Source organism: Streptomyces tritici, assembly GCF_048500665.1.
GTDB classification, from domain to species: Bacteria; Actinomycetota; Actinomycetes; order Streptomycetales; family Streptomycetaceae; genus Streptomyces; species Streptomyces tritici.
On record NZ_CP183183.1, the window covers coordinates 1,998,544 to 2,021,311 of the forward strand.

Annotated in this window: 21 protein-coding genes and 3 tRNA genes; 13 read left to right on the top strand and 11 right to left on the bottom strand. The window is 73.6% G+C overall.

The annotated features are described in order from the left end of the window. Positions 1-4: 4 nt before the first annotated feature. Complete coding sequence (locus ACNJ93_RS09330) at positions 5-1,024, bottom strand: NADP-dependent oxidoreductase (RefSeq protein ID WP_418956896.1); 1,020 nt, start codon at positions 1,022-1,024, stop codon at positions 5-7. 90 nt (positions 1,025-1,114) lie between these two features. On the opposite strand from ACNJ93_RS09330, the gene ACNJ93_RS09335 reads away from it, so the two are divergent. Continuing rightward, entirely contained in the window at positions 1,115-1,564 is a 450-nt protein-coding gene (locus ACNJ93_RS09335; RefSeq protein WP_418956897.1) for a MarR family winged helix-turn-helix transcriptional regulator, read from the top strand. A 45-nt stretch (positions 1,565-1,609) separates the two neighbouring features. Here ACNJ93_RS09335 and ACNJ93_RS09340 read toward each other — a convergent pair whose 3' ends face one another. Continuing rightward, complete coding sequence (locus tag ACNJ93_RS09340) at positions 1,610-2,506, bottom strand: SCO2400 family protein (RefSeq protein ID WP_418956898.1); 897 nt, start codon at positions 2,504-2,506, stop codon at positions 1,610-1,612. A gap of 150 nt (positions 2,507-2,656) precedes the next feature. Here ACNJ93_RS09340 and ACNJ93_RS09345 point away from each other — a divergent pair, with 150 nt between their 5' ends. The 5 genes from ACNJ93_RS09345 to ACNJ93_RS09365 all read left to right on the top strand — a co-directional run bounded on the left by ACNJ93_RS09345 (position 2,657) and on the right by ACNJ93_RS09365 (position 9,175). After that, complete coding sequence (locus ACNJ93_RS09345; protein WP_418956899.1) at positions 2,657-3,259, top strand: hypothetical protein; 603 nt, start codon at positions 2,657-2,659, stop codon at positions 3,257-3,259. A 273-nt stretch (positions 3,260-3,532) separates the two neighbouring features. Further along, entirely contained in the window at positions 3,533-4,576 is a 1,044-nt protein-coding gene (locus ACNJ93_RS09350) for a rod shape-determining protein (RefSeq protein WP_418956900.1), read from the top strand. Between the two features lie 152 nt (positions 4,577-4,728). Then, complete coding sequence (locus tag ACNJ93_RS09355; protein ID WP_418961354.1) at positions 4,729-6,243, top strand: GAF domain-containing protein; 1,515 nt, start codon at positions 4,729-4,731, stop codon at positions 6,241-6,243. A 126-nt stretch (positions 6,244-6,369) separates the two neighbouring features. Continuing rightward, complete coding sequence (locus ACNJ93_RS09360; RefSeq protein ID WP_418956901.1) at positions 6,370-7,812, top strand: acyl-CoA synthetase; 1,443 nt, start codon at positions 6,370-6,372, stop codon at positions 7,810-7,812. After that, on the top strand, positions 7,805-9,175 hold the full coding sequence (locus ACNJ93_RS09365; protein ID WP_418956902.1) for a carboxyl transferase domain-containing protein: 1,371 nt from the start codon (positions 7,805-7,807) through the stop codon (positions 9,173-9,175). Before ACNJ93_RS09360 ends, ACNJ93_RS09365 begins: the two co-directional genes overlap by 8 nt. Before the next feature lie 28 nt (positions 9,176-9,203). On the opposite strand, the gene ACNJ93_RS09370 is transcribed toward ACNJ93_RS09365, so the two are convergent. The 5 genes from ACNJ93_RS09370 to ACNJ93_RS09390 all read right to left on the bottom strand — a co-directional run bounded on the left by ACNJ93_RS09370 (position 9,204) and on the right by ACNJ93_RS09390 (position 12,334). After that, entirely contained in the window at positions 9,204-9,386 is a 183-nt protein-coding gene (locus tag ACNJ93_RS09370; RefSeq protein WP_418956903.1) for a hypothetical protein, read from the bottom strand. A gap of 153 nt (positions 9,387-9,539) precedes the next feature. Further along, positions 9,540-10,808 carry an MFS transporter gene (locus ACNJ93_RS09375; RefSeq protein WP_418956904.1) on the bottom strand — a complete coding sequence of 423 codons (1,269 nt, stop codon included), beginning with the start codon at positions 10,806-10,808 and terminating at the stop codon, positions 9,540-9,542. Then, positions 10,805-11,251, bottom strand: a complete 447-nt coding sequence (locus ACNJ93_RS09380) for a GNAT family N-acetyltransferase (RefSeq protein ID WP_418956905.1) — start codon at positions 11,249-11,251, stop codon at positions 10,805-10,807. The genes ACNJ93_RS09375 and ACNJ93_RS09380 overlap by 4 nt, the downstream gene beginning before the upstream one ends. 35 nt (positions 11,252-11,286) lie before the next feature. Then, positions 11,287-11,760, bottom strand: a complete 474-nt coding sequence (locus tag ACNJ93_RS09385; RefSeq protein ID WP_418956906.1) for a GNAT family N-acetyltransferase — start codon at positions 11,758-11,760, stop codon at positions 11,287-11,289. A gap of 73 nt (positions 11,761-11,833) precedes the next feature. Beyond that, on the bottom strand, positions 11,834-12,334 hold the full coding sequence (locus ACNJ93_RS09390) for a MarR family winged helix-turn-helix transcriptional regulator (protein WP_418956907.1): 501 nt from the start codon (positions 12,332-12,334) through the stop codon (positions 11,834-11,836). Between the two features lie 135 nt (positions 12,335-12,469). Here ACNJ93_RS09390 and ACNJ93_RS09395 point away from each other — a divergent pair, with 135 nt between their 5' ends. Further along, positions 12,470-12,886: an organic hydroperoxide resistance protein gene (locus ACNJ93_RS09395; protein WP_418956908.1), complete on the top strand. Its 417-nt coding sequence runs from the start codon at positions 12,470-12,472 to the stop codon at positions 12,884-12,886. Positions 12,887-13,138: 252 nt separating this feature from the next. Further along, positions 13,139-15,196 carry a phosphocholine-specific phospholipase C gene (locus ACNJ93_RS09400; RefSeq protein WP_418956909.1) on the top strand — a complete coding sequence of 686 codons (2,058 nt, stop codon included), beginning with the start codon at positions 13,139-13,141 and terminating at the stop codon, positions 15,194-15,196. Positions 15,197-15,221: 25 nt separating this feature from the next. Here ACNJ93_RS09400 and ACNJ93_RS09405 read toward each other — a convergent pair whose 3' ends face one another. The 4 genes from ACNJ93_RS09405 to ACNJ93_RS09420 form a co-directional block, all read right to left on the bottom strand. Continuing rightward, positions 15,222-16,148 (bottom strand): hypothetical protein, encoded by a 927-nt coding sequence (locus ACNJ93_RS09405; RefSeq protein WP_418956910.1) that lies wholly within the window; start codon positions 16,146-16,148, stop codon positions 15,222-15,224. A 219-nt stretch (positions 16,149-16,367) separates the two neighbouring features. Beyond that, positions 16,368-16,441, bottom strand: a tRNA-Ile gene (locus ACNJ93_RS09410). 163 nt (positions 16,442-16,604) lie between these two features. Next, a tRNA-Asn gene (locus ACNJ93_RS09415) sits at positions 16,605-16,680 on the bottom strand. A 5-nt stretch (positions 16,681-16,685) separates the two neighbouring features. Then, positions 16,686-16,758: transfer RNA gene (locus tag ACNJ93_RS09420), tRNA-Asn, on the bottom strand. A 145-nt stretch (positions 16,759-16,903) separates the two neighbouring features. Here ACNJ93_RS09420 and ACNJ93_RS09425 point away from each other — a divergent pair. From ACNJ93_RS09425 to ACNJ93_RS09445, 5 genes are all read left to right on the top strand, one after another. Next, entirely contained in the window at positions 16,904-17,206 is a 303-nt protein-coding gene (locus tag ACNJ93_RS09425) for a YtxH domain-containing protein (protein ID WP_418956911.1), read from the top strand. Positions 17,207-17,294: 88 nt separating this feature from the next. Next, positions 17,295-18,731, top strand: a complete 1,437-nt coding sequence (locus ACNJ93_RS09430; RefSeq protein ID WP_418956912.1) for a xylulokinase — start codon at positions 17,295-17,297, stop codon at positions 18,729-18,731. A 104-nt stretch (positions 18,732-18,835) separates the two neighbouring features. Beyond that, a complete protein-coding gene (locus ACNJ93_RS09435; RefSeq protein ID WP_418956913.1) occupies positions 18,836-20,569 on the top strand; it encodes an ABC transporter ATP-binding protein in 1,734 nt (577 codons plus the stop codon). Next, positions 20,569-22,494 carry an ABC transporter ATP-binding protein gene (locus tag ACNJ93_RS09440; RefSeq protein ID WP_418956914.1) on the top strand — a complete coding sequence of 642 codons (1,926 nt, stop codon included), beginning with the start codon at positions 20,569-20,571 and terminating at the stop codon, positions 22,492-22,494. The genes ACNJ93_RS09435 and ACNJ93_RS09440 overlap by 1 nt, the downstream gene beginning before the upstream one ends. 22 nt (positions 22,495-22,516) lie before the next feature. Then, positions 22,517-22,768, top strand: coding sequence for a hypothetical protein (locus ACNJ93_RS09445; protein ID WP_418956915.1), 252 nt, complete (start codon positions 22,517-22,519; stop codon positions 22,766-22,768).

Sequence of the window (22,768 nt, forward strand, 5' to 3'; positions counted from 1 at the left end):
AAGACTAGCGGGTCGCCGAGACGATCATCTTTCCGGTGTTCTCGCCGCGGAGCAGACCGAGGAAGGCGTCCACGCCGTTCTCGATGCCCTCGGCGAAGGTCTCCCGGTACTTCAGCTCGCCGGAGCGCAGCCAGCCGCCGACCTCCTGGACGAACTGCTGCTGCAGTCCGTAGTGGTCGCCCACGAGGACGCCCTGGAGACGCAGCCGCTTGCCGATGATCATGGCCATGTTGCGCGGGCCGGGGACCGGCTCGGTGTCGTTGTACTGGGCGATCATGCCGCAGATGGTGGCGCGGCCGTGCACGTTGAGCGAGGAGATCGCGGCTTCCAGGTGGTCGCCGCCGACGTTGTCGAAGTACACGTCGATGCCGTCCGGGGCGGCCTCGCGCAGCTGGTCCTTGACCGGGCCGTTCTTGTAGTTGAAGGCGGCGTCGAAGCCGAGCTCCTCGACGAGGTACTTCACCTTCTCGTCGGAGCCGGCCGAGCCGATGACCCGGGAGGCGCCCTTGAGCTTCGCCATCTGGCCGACCTGCATGCCGACGGCGCCGGCCGCGCCGGAGACGAAGACCGCGTCGCCCTCCTTGAAGGAGGCGGTCTCGAACAGGCCCGCGTAGGCGGTCAGACCGGTCATGCCGAGGACGCCGAGGTAGGCGGAGAGCGGGGCGAGGTCCGGGTCGACCTTGGTGGCGTGCTGGGCGGGGACGTGGGCGTACTCGCGCCAGCCGAGGCCGTGCAGCACGTGGTCGCCGACCGCGAAGCCCTCGGCGTTCGAGGCGACGACCTCGCCGACCGCGCCGCCGTCCATGGGGCGGTCCAGCTGGAAGGGCGGGACGTAGGACTTCACGTCGTTCATCCGGCCGCGCATGTACGGGTCGACGGAGAAGTGCAGGTTGCGGACCAGGATCCGGCCCTCGGCGGGAGCGGGCACCGGGACCTCGCGCAGCGCGAAGTCGGCGGGGGTCGGCCACCCGTGGGGGCGGGCGACGAGGTGCCACTCACGGCTGGTTGCGGGAAGGACGGACATGGCGGGAGCCTCCTGGAAAAGTTTCAGGTACTGAAACAACCATGCGCCTGAATATTTCAGCATGTCAAGTAAATGGGTACGATGGTTCCCATGGCCACCTCACGCACGACCCCGCCCATCGACCCGCTGACCCTCGAAGTCGTCGAACTCATCGGGACGGTCGTGGCGCGCTACTACGCGGAGTACGAGCAGGCGGCCGCGCAGCACGCGCTGACCGGGGCGCAGGCCCGGGTGCTCGGGCTGATCTCGCTGGACCCGGTGCCGATGCGGAAGATCGCCCTCAAGCTGAAGTGCGAGCCGTCCAACATCACCGGGATCGTCGACCGCCTGGAGGCGCGCGGCCTGGTGGAGCGCCGTCCCGACCCGGCCGACCGGCGGGTGAAGCTGGCCGCGGCCACGGACGAGGGCCGGCGGACCGCCCGCGCCCTGCGCGAGTCGCTGGACTTCGCGCGCGAGCCGCTGGGCCGGCTCAGCGACGGCGAGCGGACGATGCTGCGCGACCTGCTGAAGCGGATGCTCGGCGAGAGCGTCGAGCTGTAGGGCCGCAGGGCGACAAGGCTGCAGGGCCTTCCGGCCGCACAGGCTCTACACGCACCACCACAGGAACGGCGTGCACGAGGACGTCGGGGACGGACTCGGCGACGGCGGCTGCGAGGCGGGCGGGGCGCCGTCGCTCGGGGCGCGCGGCGGCGTACCCGTCCCGGACGGGCCCGGACGCGGCGCACCGGAGGGCGCCGCCGTGGGGGACGTGGAGGCCGTGGGGCGCTCGGTGGGGCCCGCGGAGCCGCGCGGCGGCCCGTCGCCGGTGCCCGCGCCCGGCGCCGTACCCGTACCCGTTCCCCCCGTGCCGTCGCCCTCCGCGGCGCCCTCGCCGTCCCCGTCGGAGGAGCGCGGGGCGCCCGAGGTGGCGGAGACGGGGACGTCCACGGGCGAGGGGCCGTCGTCCGCCTCGGGGGGCGGGGCGGAGGAGGGCTCGGCCGGAAGCTCGGCCTCGGGCACGTCCTCCTGCTCCACGGCGGTCGCGGAACCGCCCTCGGGCTGGTCGAGCATCTGGACCAGGCCGATGCCGCCGGCGGCGAGGACCAGCCCGATGCCGCCCGCCAGCGCGGCCCGGCCGCGGTGACGGCCGCGGGCCCGGCGACTGGGCCGGCCGGCCGCGCGGCGCGAGCGGGCACGACGGGCCGCGGCCCGGCCTTCGGACGCGTCCGTGGCGGGCGGCTCCAGGGGGTCGAGCTCGTAGACGTGCTCCCCGGCCGCGAGCGGCTCCTCGCCGGCGGGCACCGGCGGCTCCGTGGACGGCCCCGGCCAGGACGAGGCGGCCTGCGGCTGCGCCGGCCCCTGCGGCGGCTGCGGCGGCAGGAAGACCGGCCCGGGCGCGGGCACCTGGGGGGCGTAGTACCTCAGCTCGTCGACGGGGGTTCCGCACCCGGCGCAGGCGAGGGCCCCGTTGAGATGCCGTCGGCACTGATGGCAAAAGTCCATGGCGCCCGCAGGCTACGCGGCCGTCCGATCGCACAGACAGCCGAAATCGTGAAGGTCCTGTGTGGAACGCACGGATCACCGGCGCGCCGTCGTGTATCTCCTTCTTCGGGTCTATCTCCTTCTTCGGACCCTTCGGGCAGGATGACCCGCATGACCCGCCGCGAGCAGGCCGCCCCGTTCGGGCCGCGTTCCTTCCAGCTGGTGCTGCTGCGCCGGATGGCCGACCACCAGCCCGGCCTGGTGGAGGAGGCGCTGCGGGAGCTGGGCGCGAGCCGCGGCGAGATGCGCGAGGCCAACCGCGTCTGGCAGTCCTGGGCCCATGCGCGAAGAGGCCCCGGCGAGCTCCACCGCTACCGGCAGGCCCTCGGCGAGCCGGCGCTCCGCCGTCCGGTCCCCCGGCTCGGCCCGGGGATCGGCCCCGAGGCCGGCGCGGAGGTCCTCCAGTGGGAGCTGCCGCTCTGGCCGGACCTGCGCTGGGAGGTCCTGACCGGCCGCCCCGGCGGCCCCGGGGGGCCCGCGCAGGTGTGGGGCCGCGGCCTGACCCGTACGCCCGGCGTCCCCTCCCCCGTGCTGCGCACCGCCGCCGATCTGCGGCCCTGGGGCTGCACGTTCGGGGAGGTGCTGCGGGCGTTCCCGGAGGCGGTCCCGCGCGAGGGCGACGCGCCGACGCGCTCGCGGCTGGACTTCACCGGGCCGGACGGGGCCGCGTGCGCCGCCGAGTTCACCTGGGGCCTGTTCCAGCGGCTGCGGTGAGGGGGCCCGGGCCCCTGCCGTGACGGGGCCCTGCACCTGCGCCCACAGGTGCTGTCGGGCGTCCGCCCAGCGGTCTCCCGCGTCCGCCGAGCGGTCACTTGCCCCCGTCCGGACGCGTCCGCTGACCCTCCATCAGCCCAGCGCACCCCCGGCCGGCGGCTCTCAGCGCGCGCCGGAGCCCGCGCGGCCGCACGATGCCAGGAGCACCACCACTCGCACACTCGCCCAGCGCTCGCCGCGCTCGTGCCAGCACCGCACTTCGGAGGGTCGGTCATGTCCGTCAGTCTCGATCAGTTGCGCCGTTGCCATGTGGCCGTCGACCTGGGGGCCGCCAGGACCCGGGTCTTCGTCAAGGGCGCGGGCCTCGTCGTCGACGAGCCCAGCGTCGCCGCCGTGAACACCAGAACCGGAGCGCTGATCGCCGTCGGCGCGCTGGCCGAGAAGATGACGGGACGGACGCCCGACTACATCCGCGTGATGCGCCCGGTGTCCGGCGGCACCGTCGTCGACATCGAGATGGCGCAGCGCATGCTGCGGCACCTGCTCGGCGAGAAGCTCCGCCGCCAGCTGCGCCGCAAGCCCCGGCTGCGGGCCGCGGCCTGCACCCCGCACGAGGCCGACCCGCTGGCGCAGCGCGCCGCCGTCGAGACGCTCGTGGGGCTCGGCGCGCGCCGGGTCGAGCTGGTCGACACGCTGATCGCGGCGGCCGTGGGCTGCGGACTGCCGGTGGAGCAGCCCACCGCGACCATGATCATGGTCTGCGGGGCGGCGACCACGCAGGTCGCGGTGCTCTCGCTGGGCTCCATCGTCACCGCCGAGCGCATCCCGGTCGGCGGCGACGCGATCGACCACGCCGTCATCCAGCACCTGCGCCACCAGCACGAGCTGATGCTGCCGAGCCAGTCCGTGCGCCCGCTGCAGCTCGCCCTGAGCGGCAACGGCCTGACGCCGCACGGCCCGTCGTCGACGGAGATCCACGGCCGCGACGTGGCGACCGGGCTCGCCCGCTCCGTCCTCGTCGACACCGCGGCCGTACGGGACGCGATCCACACGCCGCTGACGGCGGTGCTCGACGGCATCGGCAAGATCCTGCGGGACTGCCCGCCGGACCTGGTGGCCGACCTCGCGGACCGCGGGATCATGATGGTGGGCGGCAGCGCGCTGCTGCCGGGCCTGGACCAGATGCTCCGCGACGCGACGGGCATGCCCGTGCACATCGCCGAACGCCCGGACGTCTGCGCCATCCTGGGCCTCGGCGCGATGCTGGAGGGCCGGATCCAGCCGCTGGCCTTCAGCCCGCTCGCCGAAGCCGAGTGACGCGCGGGGAGCCCGGACCTGAGCCCGGCGCGGGGCCGGACGCGGAGCCCCGCCCGGAGCCGGACGCGGAGCCCCGCCCGGAGCCGGACGCGGAGCCCCGCCCGGAGCCCCGCGCGACCGCCGGCGCGGGCTCCCGGCCGGGGCTCCCCCGGCTGCTGGAGGCCGTGCTCGACGTCGGGACCGAGCTCGAACTGCGGGCCACGCTGCAGCACCTCGTGGACACCGCGGCCGAGCTCACCGACGCCCGCTACGGTGCGCTCGGGGTCCTGGACCCCGAGCGCGGCCTGCTCACCGAGCTGTTCACCACCGGGCTCACCGACGCCGAGCGCGAGCGGATCGGCGCGCTCCCCGACGGCCGGACCGGACTGCTCGGCGTCCTGATCCGCGACCCGCGCCCGCTGCGCCTGGACGACCTGACCGAGGACCCCCGCTCCTGCGGCGTCCCGCCGCACCATCCCCGGATGCGCACCTTCCTCGGCGTCCCCGTCCGCGTCCACACCGAGGTCTTCGGGAACCTGTACCTCACCGAGAAGCGCGCGGGCGCCTTCACCGACCGGGACCTCGCCATGCTGCGGGTGCTCGCGTCCCGGGCCGGCACCGCGATCGGCAACGCCCGGCTGTACGAGACCGCCCGGCAGCGCGAGCGCTGGATCGAGGGCGCGGCGGCGGTGACCACGGCGCTGCTCGCCGGCGAGCCCGCCGGGGACGCGCTCACCGTCGTCGCCGAGCGCGCCCGGCTGCTCGCGGACGCCTCCGCCGGGGTGGTGCTGCAGCCCACCCCGGAGGGCGGCATGGCCATCGTCGCGGCCTCGACGGTGGACGACCCGGACGACCTGATCGGCACCACGATCCGGCCCGGCTCCCCGGTCCTGGAACAACTCCTCGGCGGCGAACCGGTGTTCGTCGAGGACTCGGCGACCGATCCGCGGATGACCACGCATGTGCGCACCCGCTTCGGGCCGTCGATGATGCTGCCGCTGCAGAGCGGCGGGAAGCTGATCGGCACGCTGGCCCTGCCCCGTCGCCGCGGCGGCCGCCCGTACACCGGCGTGGAACGGCTGCTCGCCGCGCAGTTCGCCTCGCAGGCGGCGCTCGCGCTGGTCCTCGCGGACGCGCGGCACGACCGGGAGCGGCTCGCGGTGTTCGAGGACCGCGACCGGATCGCGCGCGATCTGCACGACCTCGTCGTCCAGCGGCTGTTCGCCACGGAGATGATGCTGGAGTCGACCCGGCGGCGGGCCGAGGAGTCCGCGGAGGGGTCGCCGGAGGAGGGCGTCCTGCTCGGGCGGGCGGTGGACGAGCTGGACTCCACGATCCAGGAGGTCCGCACCGCGATCTTCGCCCTGCAGCAGCCGCCCGCGGAGGCGCCCGCCTCCTTCCGGGGCCGGGTGCTGCGGGAGACGGCGGGCGCGGCGACCCTGCTGGGCTTCCCGCCGTCGGTGCACTTCGCGGGCCCGGTGGACACGGTGGTCACCGAGCCGGTCGCCGACCGGCTGCTCGGCGCGCTGCGCTCGGCCCTCGCGGCCGCCCACCGCCGGCCGGAGGTGACGGCCGTCGAAGTCGTGGTCACGGCCCCCGCGCGACCGCCGGAGGGCACGCCGCCGGTCCGGCTGCGGGTGACGGAGACGGGCGCCGGGACCGAGGCGCGCACGACGACGTGGCCGTGAGGTGCGGGAGGTGAGGAACGTCGCAGTACGCCCCGGGCGGCGCCCGGGCAGAATTCCTCTCGGCATCCCTCCCCCGAGCTCTCGGCTTCGCTCGACCAGGGGGACCCCCACGCGAGGAGGACGACCGTGAGCGCGCTCTTCCCGGCCCTGGCGGCCGGCTCCGACCGGCCCGCCCTGCGCTTCGGCGCCGACGGACTCTCGTACGAGGAACTGGCCGCCGCGGCGGGCGCCGTGGCCGCGCGGGTCCGGGGCACGGGCCGGGTCGCGGTGTGGGCGACGCCCACCGCGTCGACCGCGGTGGCGGTCGTGGGGGCCCTGCTGGCCGGCGTGCCGGCCGTACCGCTCAACCCCCGTGTCGGAGAACGGGAACTGGCTCACATCCTCGGCGACAGCGCGCCCGCCCTGGTCCTCGCGGGGCCGGGCGAGGAGCTGCCCGAGGGTCTGGCGGACGTGCCACGGGTGGACGTGGACGTGCGGGGACGCGGCGGGCCCGTCACGGAGCCGGCCGACGCCGAGGCCCCCGCGCTGATCGTGTACACCTCCGGCACCACCGGCCCGCCGAAGGGCGTCGTGCTCTCCCGGCGGGCGATCGCCGCCTCGCTCGACGCGCTCGCCGACGCGTGGGCGTGGACGGGCGAGGACGTGCTGGTCCACGCACTGCCGCTGTTCCACGTGCACGGCCTGATCCTGGGCGTCCTGGGCCCGTTGCGCCGCGGCGGCGCGGTGCGTCACCTCGGCTCGTTCTCGGCCGCGGGCGTGGCCCGCGCGCTCGGGGACGGCGGCGGCACGATGCTGTTCGGCGTCCCGACCATGTACCACCGTCTCGCGGACGCCCTGGACGACGACCCGGCGCTGGTCCGGGCGCTCGCCGGCGCGCGGCTGCTGGTGTCCGGCTCGGCGGCGCTGCCGGTGCACGACCACGAGCGGATCGCGGCGGCGACGGGCCGTCAGGTGGTGGAGCGGTACGGGATGACGGAGACGCTCATGCTGTGCAGCGTCCGGCCGGAGGCGGAGCCGCGCCCGGGTTCGGTGGGGCTGCCGCTCGGCGGCGTCGGCCTGCGGCTGGTGGACGACGACGGCACGGTCCTGGACGTCCGCGACGGGGAGACGGTCGGCGAGATCCAGGTGCGCGGACCGAACCTGTTCACCGAGTACCTCAACCGGCCGGACGCGACGGCGGGTGCGTACGACGGGGACTGGTTCCGCACCGGCGACATGGCGGTGCGGGACGCGGACGGCTGGGTGCGGATCGTGGGGCGGCGGGCCACGGACCTCATCAAGAGCGGCGGTTACAAGATCGGCGCGGGCGAGATAGAGAACGCGCTGCTCGACCACCCGGGGGTCCGGGAGGCCGCGGTGACCGGCGAGCCCGACCCGGACCTCGGCGAGCGGATCGTCGCCTGGGTGGTGCCGGCGGACCCGGAGAAGCACCCGGCCGGGGAGGAGCTGGCGGCCCACGTGGCGGGCCAATTGGCCCCGCACAAGCGGCCGCGGACGGTGCGGTTCCTGGAGGCGCTGCCCCGCAACGACATGGGCAAGGTCCTGAAGAAGGCGCTCGGCCGTGACTGAGCGTCCGTCCGCGCGCGCGGTGATCGCCCTGGTGACGGACGACTGGACGCCGGAGGAGGAACCGGCGCCACGACCTGCGGATGCGGTGGACGGGCCCCTCGCGTGGGCCGGTTACGGCGCGGCGCGCGCCGGGGCGGCCCGGCGTACGGGCGAGGACGAGTCGGTGCTGTGGGGCACGGCGACGGTCGGCGGACGGCGGTGCGTGCTGCTGGCCTTCGAGTTCGGCTTCCTCGGCGGCTCGCTGGGGCGCGCGGCGGGCGACCGGCTGGTCGCCGCGTACCGCGCGGCGGTGGAGCGCCGGCTTCCGCTGGTGTCGCTGGTCGCGACGGGCGGCAGCCGGATGCAGGAGGGGATGGTGGCCCTCGCGCAGTTGCAGCGGGTCGCCGCGGAGACGGTACGGCTGCGGGCGGCGGGCGTCCCCCACGTGGCGGTCCTGCGCGACCCGTCCACCGGTGGCGGCTGGGCCACGCTGGGCGCCGGCGCCGATGTGACCCTCGCCCTGCCGGGCGCCCAGGTGGCCTTCGCCGGCTCGCGGGTCCGCCCGGCGGACGCCGACCCGGCGGCCTACACGGCCGAGGAGCAGTTCGCGCACGGCCACGTGGACGCCGTGGTCCCGCCGGAGGCGCTCCGTCCCACCCTGTCGCTGTGGCTCCGCCTGCTGGCCGCGTCCGCCCCGGGCACGGCCCCGGTCGCCCCCGCTCCCCCGCCGCACGCGCTCGGCGGGCACGGCTCCGCGCCCGGGACCGGGTGGGAGGCCGTACGGCGGGCGCGCGCCGGGTCGCGGGCGCGGGCCGGGGCGTATCTCGACGCGTACTTCGAGGTGCGGGCGGCCGTGTCCGGGGACCGGGCCGGCGGGGTGGACCCCGGCGTGGAGTGCGGCTTCGGGATCCACGACGGCCGGGTCGTGGCGTACGCGGCGCAGAACGGCGGGGCGACGAGGCCGGCCGGATTCCGCACCGCCGCGCGCCTGATCCGGCTCGCCGACCGGCTCGGGATCCCGGTCCTGACGCTGATCGACACGCCCGGCGCCGCCAACGACGCCGAGGCGGAACGGGCCGGCGCGGGCCCGGCGATCGCGGAGGCGTTCGCCGCGATCGCCGCCGCCCGGGTCCCGGTCACCTCGCTGCTGATCGGCGAGGGCGGCTCGGGCGGGGCGCTCGCCCTGGCCGCGCCGGGCAACACCTGGGCCGCGCCGGACAGTTATTTCTCCGTCATCGCCCCCGAGCTCGCCGCCGCCATCCTGAAGCGCCCGCCCGGGCAGGTCCCGGCGACGGCGGACCAACTGCGCCTGCGCCCGCAGGACCTGGTGGAGCTGGGGACGGTGCGGGGGATCGTCGGACAGCCGGAAGCCCCCTCGGTGTGAGGGGGCTTCCGGCCGTGGCGCGGAACGGTCAGCCGACGTCGCCCGTGCAGACGCTGAAGTCGCCGCAGACGACGACGGTGTGGTCCGCGACGACCACGTCCGGGGCCTCGACCTCGACCGCGAACGGGTCGTCGTGGGCGGCGAGGGCGGTGCCGGAGCCGGCCAGGGTGGCGGCGGCGGCCAGGGCGAACGTGACGATGATCTTGCGCATGAAATCCTCCTGACGAGCGGGGTTGCTCACTTCGGAGCCTCGTCCGGGCACATGCCGAAGGCAAACGCTCGCGTCTGATGGGGGCACAGGATGGCCCGTTCGAGGGGGCTTCGGCCGCCCGGACCCGCCGATCGGGCCGCCGTAGCCCTCTGCTCAGGCCGTCGGGTGCAGCGCGTCGTAGCGGCGGAAGCCCCGCGCGTACAGGGCGAGCAGGCCGACCGCGAGGACGCAGGCGATGCCGCCGCCGGTGATGGCGACGGCCGGCGAGGTCAGGTCCGCGACGGAGCCGGCCAGGAAGTCGCCGAGCCGCGGTCCGCCGGCGACGACCACGATGAACACGCCCTGGAGCCGTCCGCGCATCTCGTCCGGGGCGGCGACCTGCATCATCGTGTTGCGGAAGATCATCGAGACGGTGTCGGAGTACCCGGCGAGGGCGAGCAGCAGCAGCCCGAGCCAGAGGTTGCGGGTCAGCCCGAAGGCCGCGATGGCGGTGCCCCAGCAGGCGACCGAGACGAGGATGGCCTGCCCGTGGTGCCGGATGCGGCCCTGCCAGCCCGAGATCACCCCGCCGAGCAGCGCGCCGGCGGCGGGCGCGGCGACGAGCAGGCCGGTGACGCGCGCGTCGCCGTCGTACCAGAGCGCGGCGACGGCCGGGAAGAGCGCCCGGGGGTGGGCGAGGATCATCGCGCAGAAGTCCGAGAGGAACGTCATGCGCAGGTTGGGCCGGGTGGCGAGGAACCGCAGCCCGTCCAGGACGGAGGCCCGCTTGGCGCCGGTCCGCTCCGGCAGCATGGCCGGCAGCCGCCACATCGCGTACAGGGCGGCGGTGAACGCGACGGCGTCCACGGTGTACGCGGTCTGGTAGCCGCCGAACCCGACGAGCAGGCCGCCGAGGCTGGGTCCGACGAGCGTGCCGAACGTCGTCGTCATCGAGTTCAGCGCGTTGGCGGCGCGCAACTGCTCGGCGGGCAGCAGCCGGGGGATCATCGACGAGCGGGCCGGGGCGTTGAGCGCGGCGCAGACGGACTGCAGGGCGACGATCCCGTAGAGGAACCAGACCCGTTCGAAACCGGCGAACGCGGCGGCGGCGAGGGCGACGGACAGCACGGCGGAGCCGGTGGCGCTGGCGAGGCCGAGCCTGCGGCGGTCGACGGTGTCGGCGATGGCCCCGCCGTACAGGCCGAAGACGATCAGCGGGACGAGGGAGAACACGCCGACGAGCCCGACCGCGAAGGGCGAGCGGGTGATGTCGTAGACCTGGAGGGAGATCGCGAGGGCGGTCATGCCCTGGCCGACCCAGGAGACGGTGTTGCCGAACCACAGGCGGCGGTAGTCCGGGGAGGTCCTCAGCGGCGTGAGGTCGGCGAAGATCCTCCGCCGCTCGTCGCCCGCGTCCTTCCGGCTCTGCTCCGTGGCGCTCACGCGACGTCGAACCGGAGCTCGGGGCGGGCCCAGTGGACGTGGCCGGAGGGCTCGACGGTGCCGGTGCGGCGGGCGCCCGTGCGGAGGTAGAAGTCCTCCGCGGGCGGATGCGCCACGACGCGCACGGAGCCGAGCCCGGCCGCGCGGGCCTCGCCGCGCATGTGGTCCATCAGCCGCCTGCCTATGCCGCGGCCCTGGGCCTCGTCGGCCACGAACGCGAGGTCGAGCTCGGCCTCGTCCACCAGCAGCGCGTAGAAGCCGAGGACGCGGTCGTCCTCGTCGACGGCGACGTGGACGGCGTGGGTCTCGATGTACGTGCCTCCGACCACGTAGCCGGCCACCATCGCGGCGTAGTCGCCCCGGTAGGCGCCGGACTTGCGGACGAGTTGGGTGAGACGCCGCGCGTCGTCGGCGGTCGCCCGCCGGAGGGTGATCGAGGACATGGGCCGAGTATAGGACTGGACCCGGATATGGCTCCTTACATTTTCTGCTCCTCGGCTTCCCCGGCCTCCGGCAGCAGGGGCTTGAAGAGGTGCACGTCCTCGGCCCCGCCCGGGATCCCCAGGGTGCGGCCGGTCTCGACGTAGCCGTGCCGGCGGTAGAAGTCGGGGGCCTGGAAGGTGAAGGACGACACGCAGGCGCGGTCGCAGCCGCGCCTGCGGGCCTCCGCCTCGGCCGCGCGCAGCAGCCTGCTCCCCCAGCCGTCGCGGCGGCTGTCCTCGCGGACCCAGAGCATGTCGATGCCGAGCAGGCCCGCCCAGGTCCAGGCGGTGAGGCCGCCGATCAGCTCGCCCGAGTCGTCGAGCACCTTCACGGACAGCTCGCCCTGGTCCTCGGGCGTGGTGCCGGTCGCGGGGAAGTTGTAGGCGTCGAGCCCCTTCTCCAGGAGCTTGCCGAGTTCGGCGTCGCCGTGGCCGACGGTGAGCCCGGCCGCATGGGGATCATGGTCCATGCGGCCGGAGTCTGGCACACCGCCCCGTACCGCCCGGGCCCGCTCGGCCGAAAACCGACCCGGGGGCGAACCCTCAGCGGCAGATCGCGTCCCCGTCCGCCGTCAGCAGCTCCGGGTCGACCGCGTCCAGCCGCGCCGACAGCGCGTGGAGACGGTCGCGCAGCTCGCGGATCTCCTCCAGCGGCAGGCCCGTCGCGGCGGCGATCCGTCGCGGCACCCCGAGGGCGCGCTCGCGCAGCGCGAGGCCCGCGTCGGTGGGGCGGGCGGTGACGGAGCGCTCGTCCGCCGCGCTGCGCCGGCGCTCGACGTAGCCGGCCGCCTCCAGCCGCTTGAGCAGCGGCGACAGCGTGCCGGAGTCCAGCCGCAGCCGCTCGCCGATGCCCTTCACGGGCAGCTCGCCGTGCTCCCAGAGCACGAGCATCACCAGGTACTGGGGGTAGGTGAGCCCGAGGTCCTTGAGCGCGTCGCGGTAGATCCCGTTGAACGCGCGGGTCGCCGCGTGCAGCGAGAAGCAGATCTGGTGGTCGAGCCGGAGGAAGTCCTCGTCCCGCACGGCAGCCGGCGTCATCTCCATGACCCCAGCGTACGTCACATACGCACGATTAAGTTGTGCACAACTTAATCGTGCGCTATCAATGAAGGGCGACACCCGCCCGACGCACCACGGGAACCGCCGCACCGCCACGCACTCCGACGAGGGGATTCCTCCATGAACGCGCTGTACACCGCCGTCGCCACCGCCAGCGGCCGCGAGGGCCGTGCCGTCAGCTCCGACGGCCACATCGACCTCCCGCTGGCCCACCCCCAGGCCCTCGGCGGCAACGGACAGGGCACCAACCCCGAGCAGCTCTTCGCCGCCGGCTACGCGGCCTGCTTCGCCAGCGCCATGGGCGTCATCGCCCGCCAGGAGAAGATCGACATCTCTGACGTCTCGGTGACCGCCGAGGTCAGCATCGGCAAGGACGCGGCGGACAACGGCTTCGGCCTCGCGGTCGTCATGCGCGCCGAGTTCCCCGACCACCTCCAGGGCGAGCCGGGCCGCACCCTCCTGGAGAAGACCCACGCCTTCTGCCCGTACTCCAAGGCCACCCGCGGCAACATCCAGGTCGACCTGGTCATCGAGTGACGCCCGCGGCCTGACGGCACCTCACCACGAGACGTTCCGACGCCCTTTGTGCGCTTTCCGCGCACAAAGGGCGTTCGCGCATGCTCGATCCTGTGCGAGTACGGGGGATTCTCCGGCCGTACGACGGGAAGCCATGGGACGGCCGCCCGGCGGTGGTCCACGGGCGCTCTCCTTGGGGCGCCCGACGCCGGCCCGGCCGGCGTCCGCACCCGCACGCCCCGTCCGCTCTCATCCGATGGAGGAGCACCCCCCATGGCCGAACTGAATCGCCGCCGGTTCCTGCAACTGGCGGGCGGAGCCGCCGCGCTGAGCATGCTGTCGGACAGCATCGCGCGCGCCGCCTCCATACCGGCACAGGGCTCGACCGGCACCATCCAGGACATCGAGCACATCGTGGTCCTGATGCAGGAGAATCGCTCCTTCGACCACTACTTCGGGGCGATGAAGGGCGTCCGGGGCTTCGGCGACCCGCGCCCCGTGACGCTGCCGAGCGGCAAGTCCGTCTGGCACCAGGCCGACGGCAGCAAGGTGACGCTGCCCTTCCGTCCGTCGAGCGACAACCTGGGCATGGAGTTCCTCCAGGGCCTCAACCATGACTGGGCCGGCGGCCAGAAGGCCTTCAACGGCGGCCGGTACGACCAGTGGATCCCGGCCAAGACCAAGGCCACGATGGCCTACCTCACCCGCCAGGACATCCCGTTCCACTACGCGCTCGCCGACGCGTTCACCATCTGCGACGCGTACCACTGCTCGTTCATCGGCTCGACCGACCCGAACCGGTACTACATGTGGACCGGGCACACCGGCAACGACGGCACGGGCGGCGGCCCCGTCCTCAACAACGCCGAGCTGGGCTACGGCTGGACGACCTACCCCGAGCGCCTGGAGGCCGCCGGGGTCTCCTGGAAGATCTACCAGGACATCGGCGACGGCCTGGACGCCGCGGGCCACTGGGGCTGGATCAACGACGCGTACCGCGGCAACTACGGCGACAACTCGCTGCTGTACTTCAACACGTACCGCAACGCGCAGCCCGGCAACCCGCTGTACGACAAGGCCCGCACCGGCACCGACAACAAGAACGGCCAGGGATACTTCGACGTCCTGCGCGCCGACGTGCAGGCCGGCCGGCTGCCCCAGATCTCCTGGATCGCCGCGCCCGAGGCCTTCAGCGAGCACTCCAACTGGCCCTCGAACTACGGCGCCTGGTACATCGCGCAGGTCCTCGACGCGCTGACCTCCGACCCGGACGTGTGGGCCCGCACGGCCCTGTTCATCACGTACGACGAGAACGACGGCTTCTTCGACCACGTCGTCCCGCCGTACGTCCCGGCCTCCGCCGCGCAGGGCCTCTCGACGACCCCCACGACGCTGGACTGGTTCCCGGGGAAGACCGGCTACGTGGCCGGTCCGTACGGCCTGGGGCCGCGTGTGCCGATGCTGGTCGTCTCGCCGTGGTCGACCGGCGGCTACACCTGCTCGGAGACCTTCGACCACACGTCGATCATCCGCTTCATGGAGGCCCGCTTCGGCGTCCGCGAGCCGCAGATCTCGCCCTGGCGCCGTGCCGTCTGCGGCGATCTGACCTCGGCCTTCGACTTCGGCCGTACGCAGACCGCGCCGGCCGCGCTGCCCCCGACCGACGGCTACTACCCGCCGGACCGCGAACGCCACCCGGACTTCCTGGCCACCGCCCCGGCCGTCGGCACGATGCCCCGCCAGGAGCCGGGCGCCAAGCCCACCCGGCCGCTGAAGTACGCCCCGTACGTGGACGGCTCCGCCGACGCCGGGGCCGGCACCTTCCGGCTCGCCTTCAGCGGCGGGCCCGAGGCCGGCGCCCAGTTCTACGTGACCTCGGCGAACCGCACCGACGCGCCGTGGACGTACACGACCGCGGCCGGCGCGTCGCTCTCGGACACCTGGAACACCAAGTACTCCAAGGGCCTCACCGACCTCACCGTCCACGGGCCGAACGGCTTCCTGCGCCGCTTCCGCTCCCCCGGCAGGACGGCCGTCCCCGAGGTCCGGGCCCGCCACAACGCGACCACGGGCCACCTGGATCTCACGCTCACCAACGGCACCACCGCGGCGGCGACGCTGACGATCAGGAACGCGTACGCGGGCGAGCCCCGGACGGTCACCGTCGCGCCCGGCGCCGCCATCGCCCACACGGTGGACCTGACGGCCTCGTCCCGCTGGTACGACGTCACGGTCACCGCCTCGACCAGCACGGAGTACCTGCGCCGGCTGGCCGGCCACGTCGAGACGGGCACGGCGGGCGTCTCGGACCCGGGCATCCTCACGTACTGACGCGGGGGCCGGTGGCCGCCTCCCGTCAGAGCCAGCCCCGCTCCTTCGCGCGAACGGCGGCCTGGAAGCGGGAGGCGGCCCCGAGCCGGGCCATGAGATCGGCGACGTGCGCGCGGAACTTGCGCACCGAGATGTGCAGCGAGCGGGCGGCGGCCTCGTCTATGCCGTGGTGGACGAGGGCGTGCAGCACCTCCTGCTCGATGGGCGTGAGCGGCAGCTCGTCGAGTTCCCGGGCCCGGTTCCACAGGCCGTCGAAGTACTCGGCCAGCAGGTCCACGACCCCCGGATGGCGGATCTGCAGCGCCCCGGCCCGGGGGTCGGCGGGGTCGGCCTGCACGAAGGCGACCTCGCGGTTGACGATCGCGAGGTGCCGGACCGGCTCCGTCGTGACCCGGTGCAGGTCGCCCCGCGCCTGCCAGGAGCGCGCCCAGTCCGCCTGCTGGGGGTCGCGCAGCGCGTACGCGGAGAACAGGGTCCGGCTGCGCAGCCCCCGGGTCAGGGCCCGGGCGAACCGCGACTGGTCGTCGCCGGCGCCGTCGTCCCCGGGGTCGGGGAAGCGGGCGTGCGACTTCATGTACATGAACTCGCGCGGCTCGTCGTCGAGCATCCCGCTGAGCCGCCGGGTGACGGCGGCCCCGTCCTGGATGTGCTCGATCATCTGCAGGGGCCGCCCCCGGCGCTGCTCCTCCGACAGCTCCGCGACGACCTCCCAGGCCGAGGTGAGCCGGGCGAGCTGGCGCCGGGTCTGCTCGACGCGCCGCCGGACGAGGAGTTCCACGGCCGCCGCCGGGGCCACGGGGGTCGACTCGGCGTCCACCAGCCCCAGTTCCCGCAGCTGCACGAGAACCGGGCCGTCGGCCGCGGGGTCCGGCGGGGTGCGCGGCTCGCGCAGCAGCCGGCGGTACAGACGTTCCTGTTCGGGCGTGAGCCCGAGGTCGGCCATGCCCGTCATGCGGGGGCCGGGACGGTGGGGGCTAAGACGGTGTCTCGCATGCTGAACCTCGTCCGGTGACACTGCGCTCGGCGGATCGGGTCCAGTATTCCTACGCGCCCACGACGCCCCGGGCCCGGGTCTCGTCCGGACGGATGAACCAGGGGCGCCGCGCTGGCGCGGCGCCCGGGGTCCTGATGTTTCCGCAGATAGAAACGGTTCTGTAGGCGAACCGCTCGGTGGGGCGGGTGGGACTCGAACCCACGGCCGACGGATTATGAGTCCGCTGCTCTAACCGGCTGAGCTACCGCCCCTCCACGGCGTGGCGCGTACATGTGTGCGCGCCGTCTGCCGCAGCATAGCCGCTCATACGATCTCCTGCTCCGGATGCTCGGCGATGCTCGACCATGAGGACTTCGGGCCGGGCCGCGCGGTTCCCGGGGAAACGAAAAAGGACCCCGAAGGGTCCTCTTCCGTTGGCTCCCCCGGCTGGACTCGAACCAGCAACCCTCCGGTTAACAGCCGAATGCTCTGCCAATTGAGCTACAGGGGATCGCGCTCCCCCGACTGGACTCGAACCAGTAACCTGCCGGTTAACAGCCGGCTGCTCTGCCAATTGAGCTACAGGGGATTGCTGCGTTGCACCGAACTCACCCACCTGGGGTGTTCCCGGGCGGCGCTCGCTCGCTGCGACACATACATTAGCGCAAGCAGGGGGGTGCTCCGCCAATCGGTATCCCCCAGGGACGCACGACGCTCCAGGGAAGGTCGCAGCCATGCGGTACAAGCTGACGTTCGTCGCGGGACTGGCCCTCGGTTACGTCCTCGGCTCCCGGGCCGGACGCGAGCGCTACGAGGAGATGAAGAAGTCCGCACAGGCCCTGGCCGCGAACCCCGCGGTGCGCAACGCCTGCGAGTCGGCCGCCACCACCGGCCGCCAGGCGGCGGGCAAGGCGTACCACGCCGTGAGCGAGAAGGTCGGCGACCGGCTGCCGGCCTCGGTGACCGACCGGCTCCGGCCGCAGCGCCGCCGCTCCGGCGAGGACCTGGACGACGACTGGGGCACCAGCAACACCTAGCGGCTCCGGCGGCTCACGACCCGGTCCGGCGACGGGCCGGGTCCACGCGCGTCACAGCACCGGCCGCGCGTGCGGCAGAATCGTGAGCATGGGGATAGTCGCCGGTCTGGACAGCTCTACCGACTTCACGCGCATCGTCGTCTGCGACAGCGACACGGGCGCCGTACTGCGCCAGGGCTACGCCCCGCATCCCGTCGAGCCCAAGGCCACGGACGTCGATCCGCAGGCCTGGCTGCTCTCGCTCGGCGAGGCGGCGGGCGGCGGGCTCCTGGAGGGCGTGCAGGCCATCGGCGTCTCGGCGCAGCAGCACGCGGTCGTGCCGCTGGACCGCACCGGCGGCCTGGTGCGCCCCGCGATGGTCGGCAACGACAAGCGGGCGCAGATCGCCGCGGCGGATCTCGTCGAGGCGCTCGGCGGCCGCCATGCCTGGGCCGAGGCGGTGGGCTGCGTACCGCAGTCCGGGCAGCCGGTCGCCAAGCTGCGCTGGCTGGCGCGGACGGAGCCCGAGGCCGCGGCCCGGGTCGCCGCCCTCATGCAGCCGCACGACTGGCTGGTCTGGCAGCTCCTGGGCCGCCCGGTGCGGCGCACCACGGACCGGGGCGCGGCCTCGGCCACCGGCTACTGGTCGGCGGCGACGGGCGCGTACCGGCCGGACCTGGTCGAGCTGGCGCTCGGCCACCAGGCGGCGCTGCCGGAGGTGCTCGGCCCCGCCGACGCGGCCGGCACCACGCCCGAGGGCCTGCTGATCTCCGCCGGCACCGGGGAGACCATGGCCGCCGCACTGGGGCTCGGCCTCGGGCACGGCGACGCGGTGGTCTCGCTCGGCGCGTCCGGCTCCGTGATGGCCGTGCACCACGAGGCGCTGGCCGACCCGCGCGGCATGATCACCTCCTTCGCCGACGCGACCGGCATGCACCTGCCGGTGGTGCACACCTCCAACGCGGTGCGGGCGCTGCGAGGCACCGCGGACCTGCTCGGCTGCGAGGACCTGGCGGAGCTGTCGGCGCTGGCCCTGAAGTCCACCCCGGGCTCCTCCGGCCTGGTGCTGCTCCCCTACCTGGAGGGCGAGCGGACCCCGCAGCTGCCGCACACCGCGGGCACGCTGAGCGGGCTGCGGCGCGAGTCGATGAAGCCGGAGCACCTGGCGCGGGCCGCGTTCGAGGGCATGCTGTGCTCGCTCGCCGACGCGATGGACGTGCTGCGCGGGCGGGGGGTGGAGGTGCGCCGGGTGTTCCTGCTCGGCCCGGCCGCCGAGCTGCCGGCCGTCCAGGCGATCGCCCCGGCGGTCTTCGGCGCGCAGGCGGTCGTCCCCCAGCCGGCGGACTACGCGGCGCTGGGCGCGGCCCGGCAGGCGGCGTGGGCGCTGGGCGTGGCGCAGGGCACCCTGTCGCCGCAGACCCCGCCGGCCTGGCAGGGCGCGGCGGCGCAGGTGCTCGAACCGGGCGAGGAGCTGGCGGTGGGTCAGGCGGTGCGGCAGCAGTACGCGGCGACGCGGGAGCAGATCCATCCGGGGGCGTTCGCGTAGGACGGCGGGGCGGGCCCCGACGGCGGTAGGACCATAGGACTTACCGCCGTGCCTGGGGAAAACCGAGTCGTAACGCCTCCGGGGCGCGGGCGATAGTAGAACCCGTGCTCATAAGACTCCTCCGGACCTTCCTCGGCCCGTACCGAAAACCCATCGCCCTGCTGGTGCTGCTGCAGTTCCTGCAGACCTGCGCCACCCTCTACCTGCCCACCCTCAACGCCGACATCATCGACCGCGGTGTCGTCCGGGGCGACACCGGCTACATCCTGCGCTTCGGCGCGGTGATGATCGCCGTGTCCGTGGTGCAGGTCGCCTGCAACGTCGGCGCCGTGTACTACGGGGCTCGCACCGCCTCCGCGCTCGGCCGCGACGTCCGCGCCGCGGTCTTCGCGCGGGTGCAGTCCTTCTCGGCGCGCGAGGTGGGGCAGTTCGGCGCGCCCTCGCTGATCACCCGCACGACGAACGACGTCCAGCAGGTGCAGATGCTGGTGCTGATGGCGTTCACGCTGATGGTCTCCGCGCCGATCATGTGCGTCGGCGGCATCGTGATGGCGCTCTCGCTGGACGTGCCGCTGTCGGCGGTGCTGCTCGCGGTGGTGCCGGTGCTGGGCATCGCGGTCTCGCTGATCGTGAAGCGGATGCGGCCGCTGTTCCGGACCATGCAGGAGCGGCTGGACACGGTGAACCGGGTGCTGCGCGAGCAGATCACCGGCAACCGGGTGATCCGCGCCTTCGTCCGCGACACGTACGAGAGCGAGCGCTTCCGGGGCGCGAACGAGGAGCTGACCGACGTCTCGATGGCGACGGGCCGGCTGATGGCGCTGATGTTCCCGACCGTCATGACGGTGGTGAACGTCTCCAGCGTGGCCGTGGTCTGGTTCGGCGCGCACCGCATCGACAGCGGCGCCATGGAGATCGGCGCGCTGACCGCCTTCCTCGCCTACCTCATGCAGATCGTGATGGCCGTGATGATGGCCACCTTCATGTTCATGATGGTGCCGCGAGCGGAGGTGTGCGCCGAGCGCGTCCAGGAGGTGCTGGACACCGAGTCCAGCGTCGTCCCGCCGGCCGAGCCGGTGCGGGAGCTGGGACGGCGCGGCCATCTGGAGATCCGGGGCGCGGACTTCCGCTACCCGGGCGCCGAGGAGCCGGTGCTGCGGGACGTGGAGCTGGTGGCCCGGCCGGGCGAGACCACCGCGATCATCGGCTCGACCGGCAGCGGCAAGTCCACGCTGCTGGGCCTGGTGCCGCGGCTGTTCGACGCGACCGGCGGGCAGGTCCTCGTCGACGGCGTGGACGTGCGGACGCTGGACCCGGAGCTGATGGCCCGGACGGTGGGCCTGGTGCCGCAGAAGCCGTACCTGTTCTCCGGGACGGTGGCGACGAACCTGCGCTACGGCAAGCCGGACGCGACCGACGAGGAGCTGTGGCACGCGCTGGAGGTGGCGCAGGCGGCGGACTTCGTACGGAAGCTGGAGCACGGCCTGAACGCGCCGATCGCGCAGGGCGGCACCAACGTCTCCGGCGGCCAGCGGCAGCGGCTCGCGATCGCGCGGACGCTGGTGCAGCGCCCGGAGATCTACCTCTTCGACGACTCGTTCTCGGCGCTCGACTACGAGACGGACGCGCTGCTGCGCGCGGCGCTGGCGCGGGAGACCGCGGACGCGACCGTGGTGATCGTCGCCCAGCGGGTGTCGACCATCCGTGAGGCCGACCGGATCGTGGTCCTCGACGAGGGCCGGGTCGTGGGCGCCGGACGGCACCACGAACTGATGGCGGACAACGAGACGTACCGGGAGATCGTGCTCTCCCAGCTGACCGAGGCGGAGGCTGCCTGATGGCCGGTCCTGGCGGACGCATGATGATGGGCCAGTCCGGTGAGCGGTCCATGGACTTCAAGGGCTCCGGCAAGCGGCTGCTGAAGCAGCTGGCGCCGGAGCGGGGCGCGCTGTGGCTGATGCTGGCCGCCGGTGTGTTCAGCGTGGCGGGCTCGGTGGTCGGCCCGATGATCCTCGGCAGGGCGACGGACCTGGTCTTCGCGGGCGTGATCGGCCGCGAGATGGACGCGGGCGTCACCAAGGAGCAGGCCGTCGCCGGGCTGCGCGCCCAGGGCGACGACGGCGTGGCGGACATGCTGTCCGGCGTCGACTTCACCCCCGGGCAGGGGATCGACTTCGGCGCGGTCGGCGAGGTGCTGCTGCTGGTCCTCGTGATCTACGTGGCGGCCGGTCTGCTGATGCTGGTGTCGACCCGCATGTCGATCAAGGTGATCAACCGGACGGTGTACCGGCTGCGCGAGGACGTCCAGGCGAAGCTGGCGCGGCTGCCGCTGTCGTACTTCGACCGGGCCAAGCGCGGCGAGGTGCTGAGCCGGGCCACCAACGACATCGACAACATCTCGCAGACCATGCAGCAGTCGATGGGCCAGCTGATCAACTCGCTGCTGACCATCGTCGGCGTGCTGGTGATGATGTTCTGGATCTCGCCGCTGCTCGCGCTGGTCGCGCTGGTGACGGTGCCGCTGTCGGTGGTCGCGGCGGCGCGGATCGGCAAGCGCTCGCAGCCGCACTTCGTGCAGCAGTGGAAGTCCACCGGCAAGCTGAACGCGCACGTCGAGGAGATGTACACCGGGCATTCCCTGGTGAAGATCTTCGGCCGGCAGGAGGAGTCCGCGCGGGACTTCGCCGAGCAGAACGAGGCGCTGTACGAGGCGGGCTTCAAGGCCCAGTTCAACAGCGGTGTGATGCAGCCGGTGATGTTCTTCGTCTCGAACATCAACTACGTGCTGGTCGCCGTGGTCGGCGGTCTGCGGGTCGCCTCGGGCGCCTTGTCGATCGGCGACGTGCAGGCGTTCATCATGTACTCCCGGCAGTTCTCCATGCCGCTGACGCAGGTCGCCTCGATGGCGAATCTGGTGCAGTCGGGCGTGGCTTCCGCCGAGCGGATCTTCGAACTGCTCGACGCGGAGGAGCAGGAGCCGGATGCCCCGGAGTCGCACCGGCCGGAGCAGCTCAAGGGCCGGGTGTCGCTGGAGAAGGTGGCGTTCCGCTACGAGCCGGACAAGCCGCTGATCGAGGACCTGTCGCTGACGGTGGAGCCCGGGCAGACGGTGGCGATCGTCGGTCCGACCGGCGCCGGGAAGACCACCCTGGTGAACCTGCTGATGCGGTTCTACGAGGTCACGGGCGGCCGCATCACCCTGGACGGGGTGGACATCGCGCGGATGTCGCGGGAGGACCTGCGGGCCGGGATCGGCATGGTGCTCCAGGACACCTGGCTGTTCGGCGGCACGATCGCCGACAACATCGCGTACGGCGCCTCGCGGGAGGTGAGCCGGGCGGAGATCGAGGCGGCGGCCCGGGCCGCGCACGCGGACCGGTTCGTCCGGACGCTGCCGGACGGGTACGACACGGTCATCGACGACGAGGGCACGGGCGTCAGCGCCGGCGAGAAGCAGCTGATCACCATCGCGCGGGCGTTCCTGTCCGACCCGGTGATCCTGGTCCTCGACGAGGCGACCAGCTCCGTCGACACCCGGACCGAGGTGCTGATCCAGAAGGCGATGGCCCGCCTGGCGCACGGCCGTACGTCCTTCGTGATCGCGCACCGGCTGTCGACGATCCGCGACGCCGACGTGATCTTGGTGATGGACAATGGGGCCATCGTCGAGCAGGGCACGCACACGGAACTGCTGGCGGCGGACGGCACGTACGCGCGCCTGTACGCGGCCCAGTTCGCGCAGGCCGTCGCCGAGGTCGACTGACCGCACCACGACCACGACCACGATGACAAAGGGGGAATCGGACGCCATGGCGGACGAGAACGGCGGTACGCAGGAGAAGCCGGCCGCGAAGCCGGGCACGGGCATCGCGCTGTGGATGCCCGTCGGGCTGTGCCTGGGCATCAGCCTCGGGCAGCTGAGCGACAACCTGGGCCTGGGCATCGCCCTCGGCATCTCCGTCGGCAGCGCCGTCGGCGTGGCCTTCGAGACCGCGGCGAAGAAGCGGCGGGAGGAGGCGCCCGGGACGGACGCCTGA

Bases quoted from the DNA above. Each gene is read 5' to 3' on its own strand.
- ACNJ93_RS09330 (WP_418956896.1), bottom strand. From the start codon at position 1,024: ATGTCCGTCCTTCCCGCAACCAGCCGTGAGTGGCACCTCGTCGCCCGC.
- ACNJ93_RS09335 (WP_418956897.1), top strand. From the start codon at position 1,115: ATGGCCACCTCACGCACGACCCCGCCCATCGACCCGCTGACCCTCGAA.
- ACNJ93_RS09340 (WP_418956898.1), bottom strand. From the start codon at position 2,506: ATGGACTTTTGCCATCAGTGCCGACGGCATCTCAACGGGGCCCTCGCC.
- ACNJ93_RS09345 (WP_418956899.1), top strand. From the start codon at position 2,657: ATGACCCGCCGCGAGCAGGCCGCCCCGTTCGGGCCGCGTTCCTTCCAG.
- ACNJ93_RS09350 (WP_418956900.1), top strand. From the start codon at position 3,533: ATGTCCGTCAGTCTCGATCAGTTGCGCCGTTGCCATGTGGCCGTCGAC.
- ACNJ93_RS09370 (WP_418956903.1), bottom strand. From the start codon at position 9,386: ATGCGCAAGATCATCGTCACGTTCGCCCTGGCCGCCGCCGCCACCCTG.
- ACNJ93_RS09380 (WP_418956905.1), bottom strand. From the start codon at position 11,251: ATGTCCTCGATCACCCTCCGGCGGGCGACCGCCGACGACGCGCGGCGT.
- ACNJ93_RS09385 (WP_418956906.1), bottom strand. From the start codon at position 11,760: ATGGACCATGATCCCCATGCGGCCGGGCTCACCGTCGGCCACGGCGAC.
- ACNJ93_RS09390 (WP_418956907.1), bottom strand. From the start codon at position 12,334: ATGGAGATGACGCCGGCTGCCGTGCGGGACGAGGACTTCCTCCGGCTC.
- ACNJ93_RS09395 (WP_418956908.1), top strand. From the start codon at position 12,470: ATGAACGCGCTGTACACCGCCGTCGCCACCGCCAGCGGCCGCGAGGGC.
- ACNJ93_RS09400 (WP_418956909.1), top strand. From the start codon at position 13,139: ATGGCCGAACTGAATCGCCGCCGGTTCCTGCAACTGGCGGGCGGAGCC.
- ACNJ93_RS09405 (WP_418956910.1), bottom strand. From the start codon at position 16,148: ATGACGGGCATGGCCGACCTCGGGCTCACGCCCGAACAGGAACGTCTG.
- ACNJ93_RS09425 (WP_418956911.1), top strand. From the start codon at position 16,904: ATGCGGTACAAGCTGACGTTCGTCGCGGGACTGGCCCTCGGTTACGTC.
- ACNJ93_RS09430 (WP_418956912.1), top strand. From the start codon at position 17,295: ATGGGGATAGTCGCCGGTCTGGACAGCTCTACCGACTTCACGCGCATC.
- ACNJ93_RS09440 (WP_418956914.1), top strand. From the start codon at position 20,569: ATGGCCGGTCCTGGCGGACGCATGATGATGGGCCAGTCCGGTGAGCGG.
- ACNJ93_RS09445 (WP_418956915.1), top strand. From the start codon at position 22,517: ATGACAAAGGGGGAATCGGACGCCATGGCGGACGAGAACGGCGGTACG.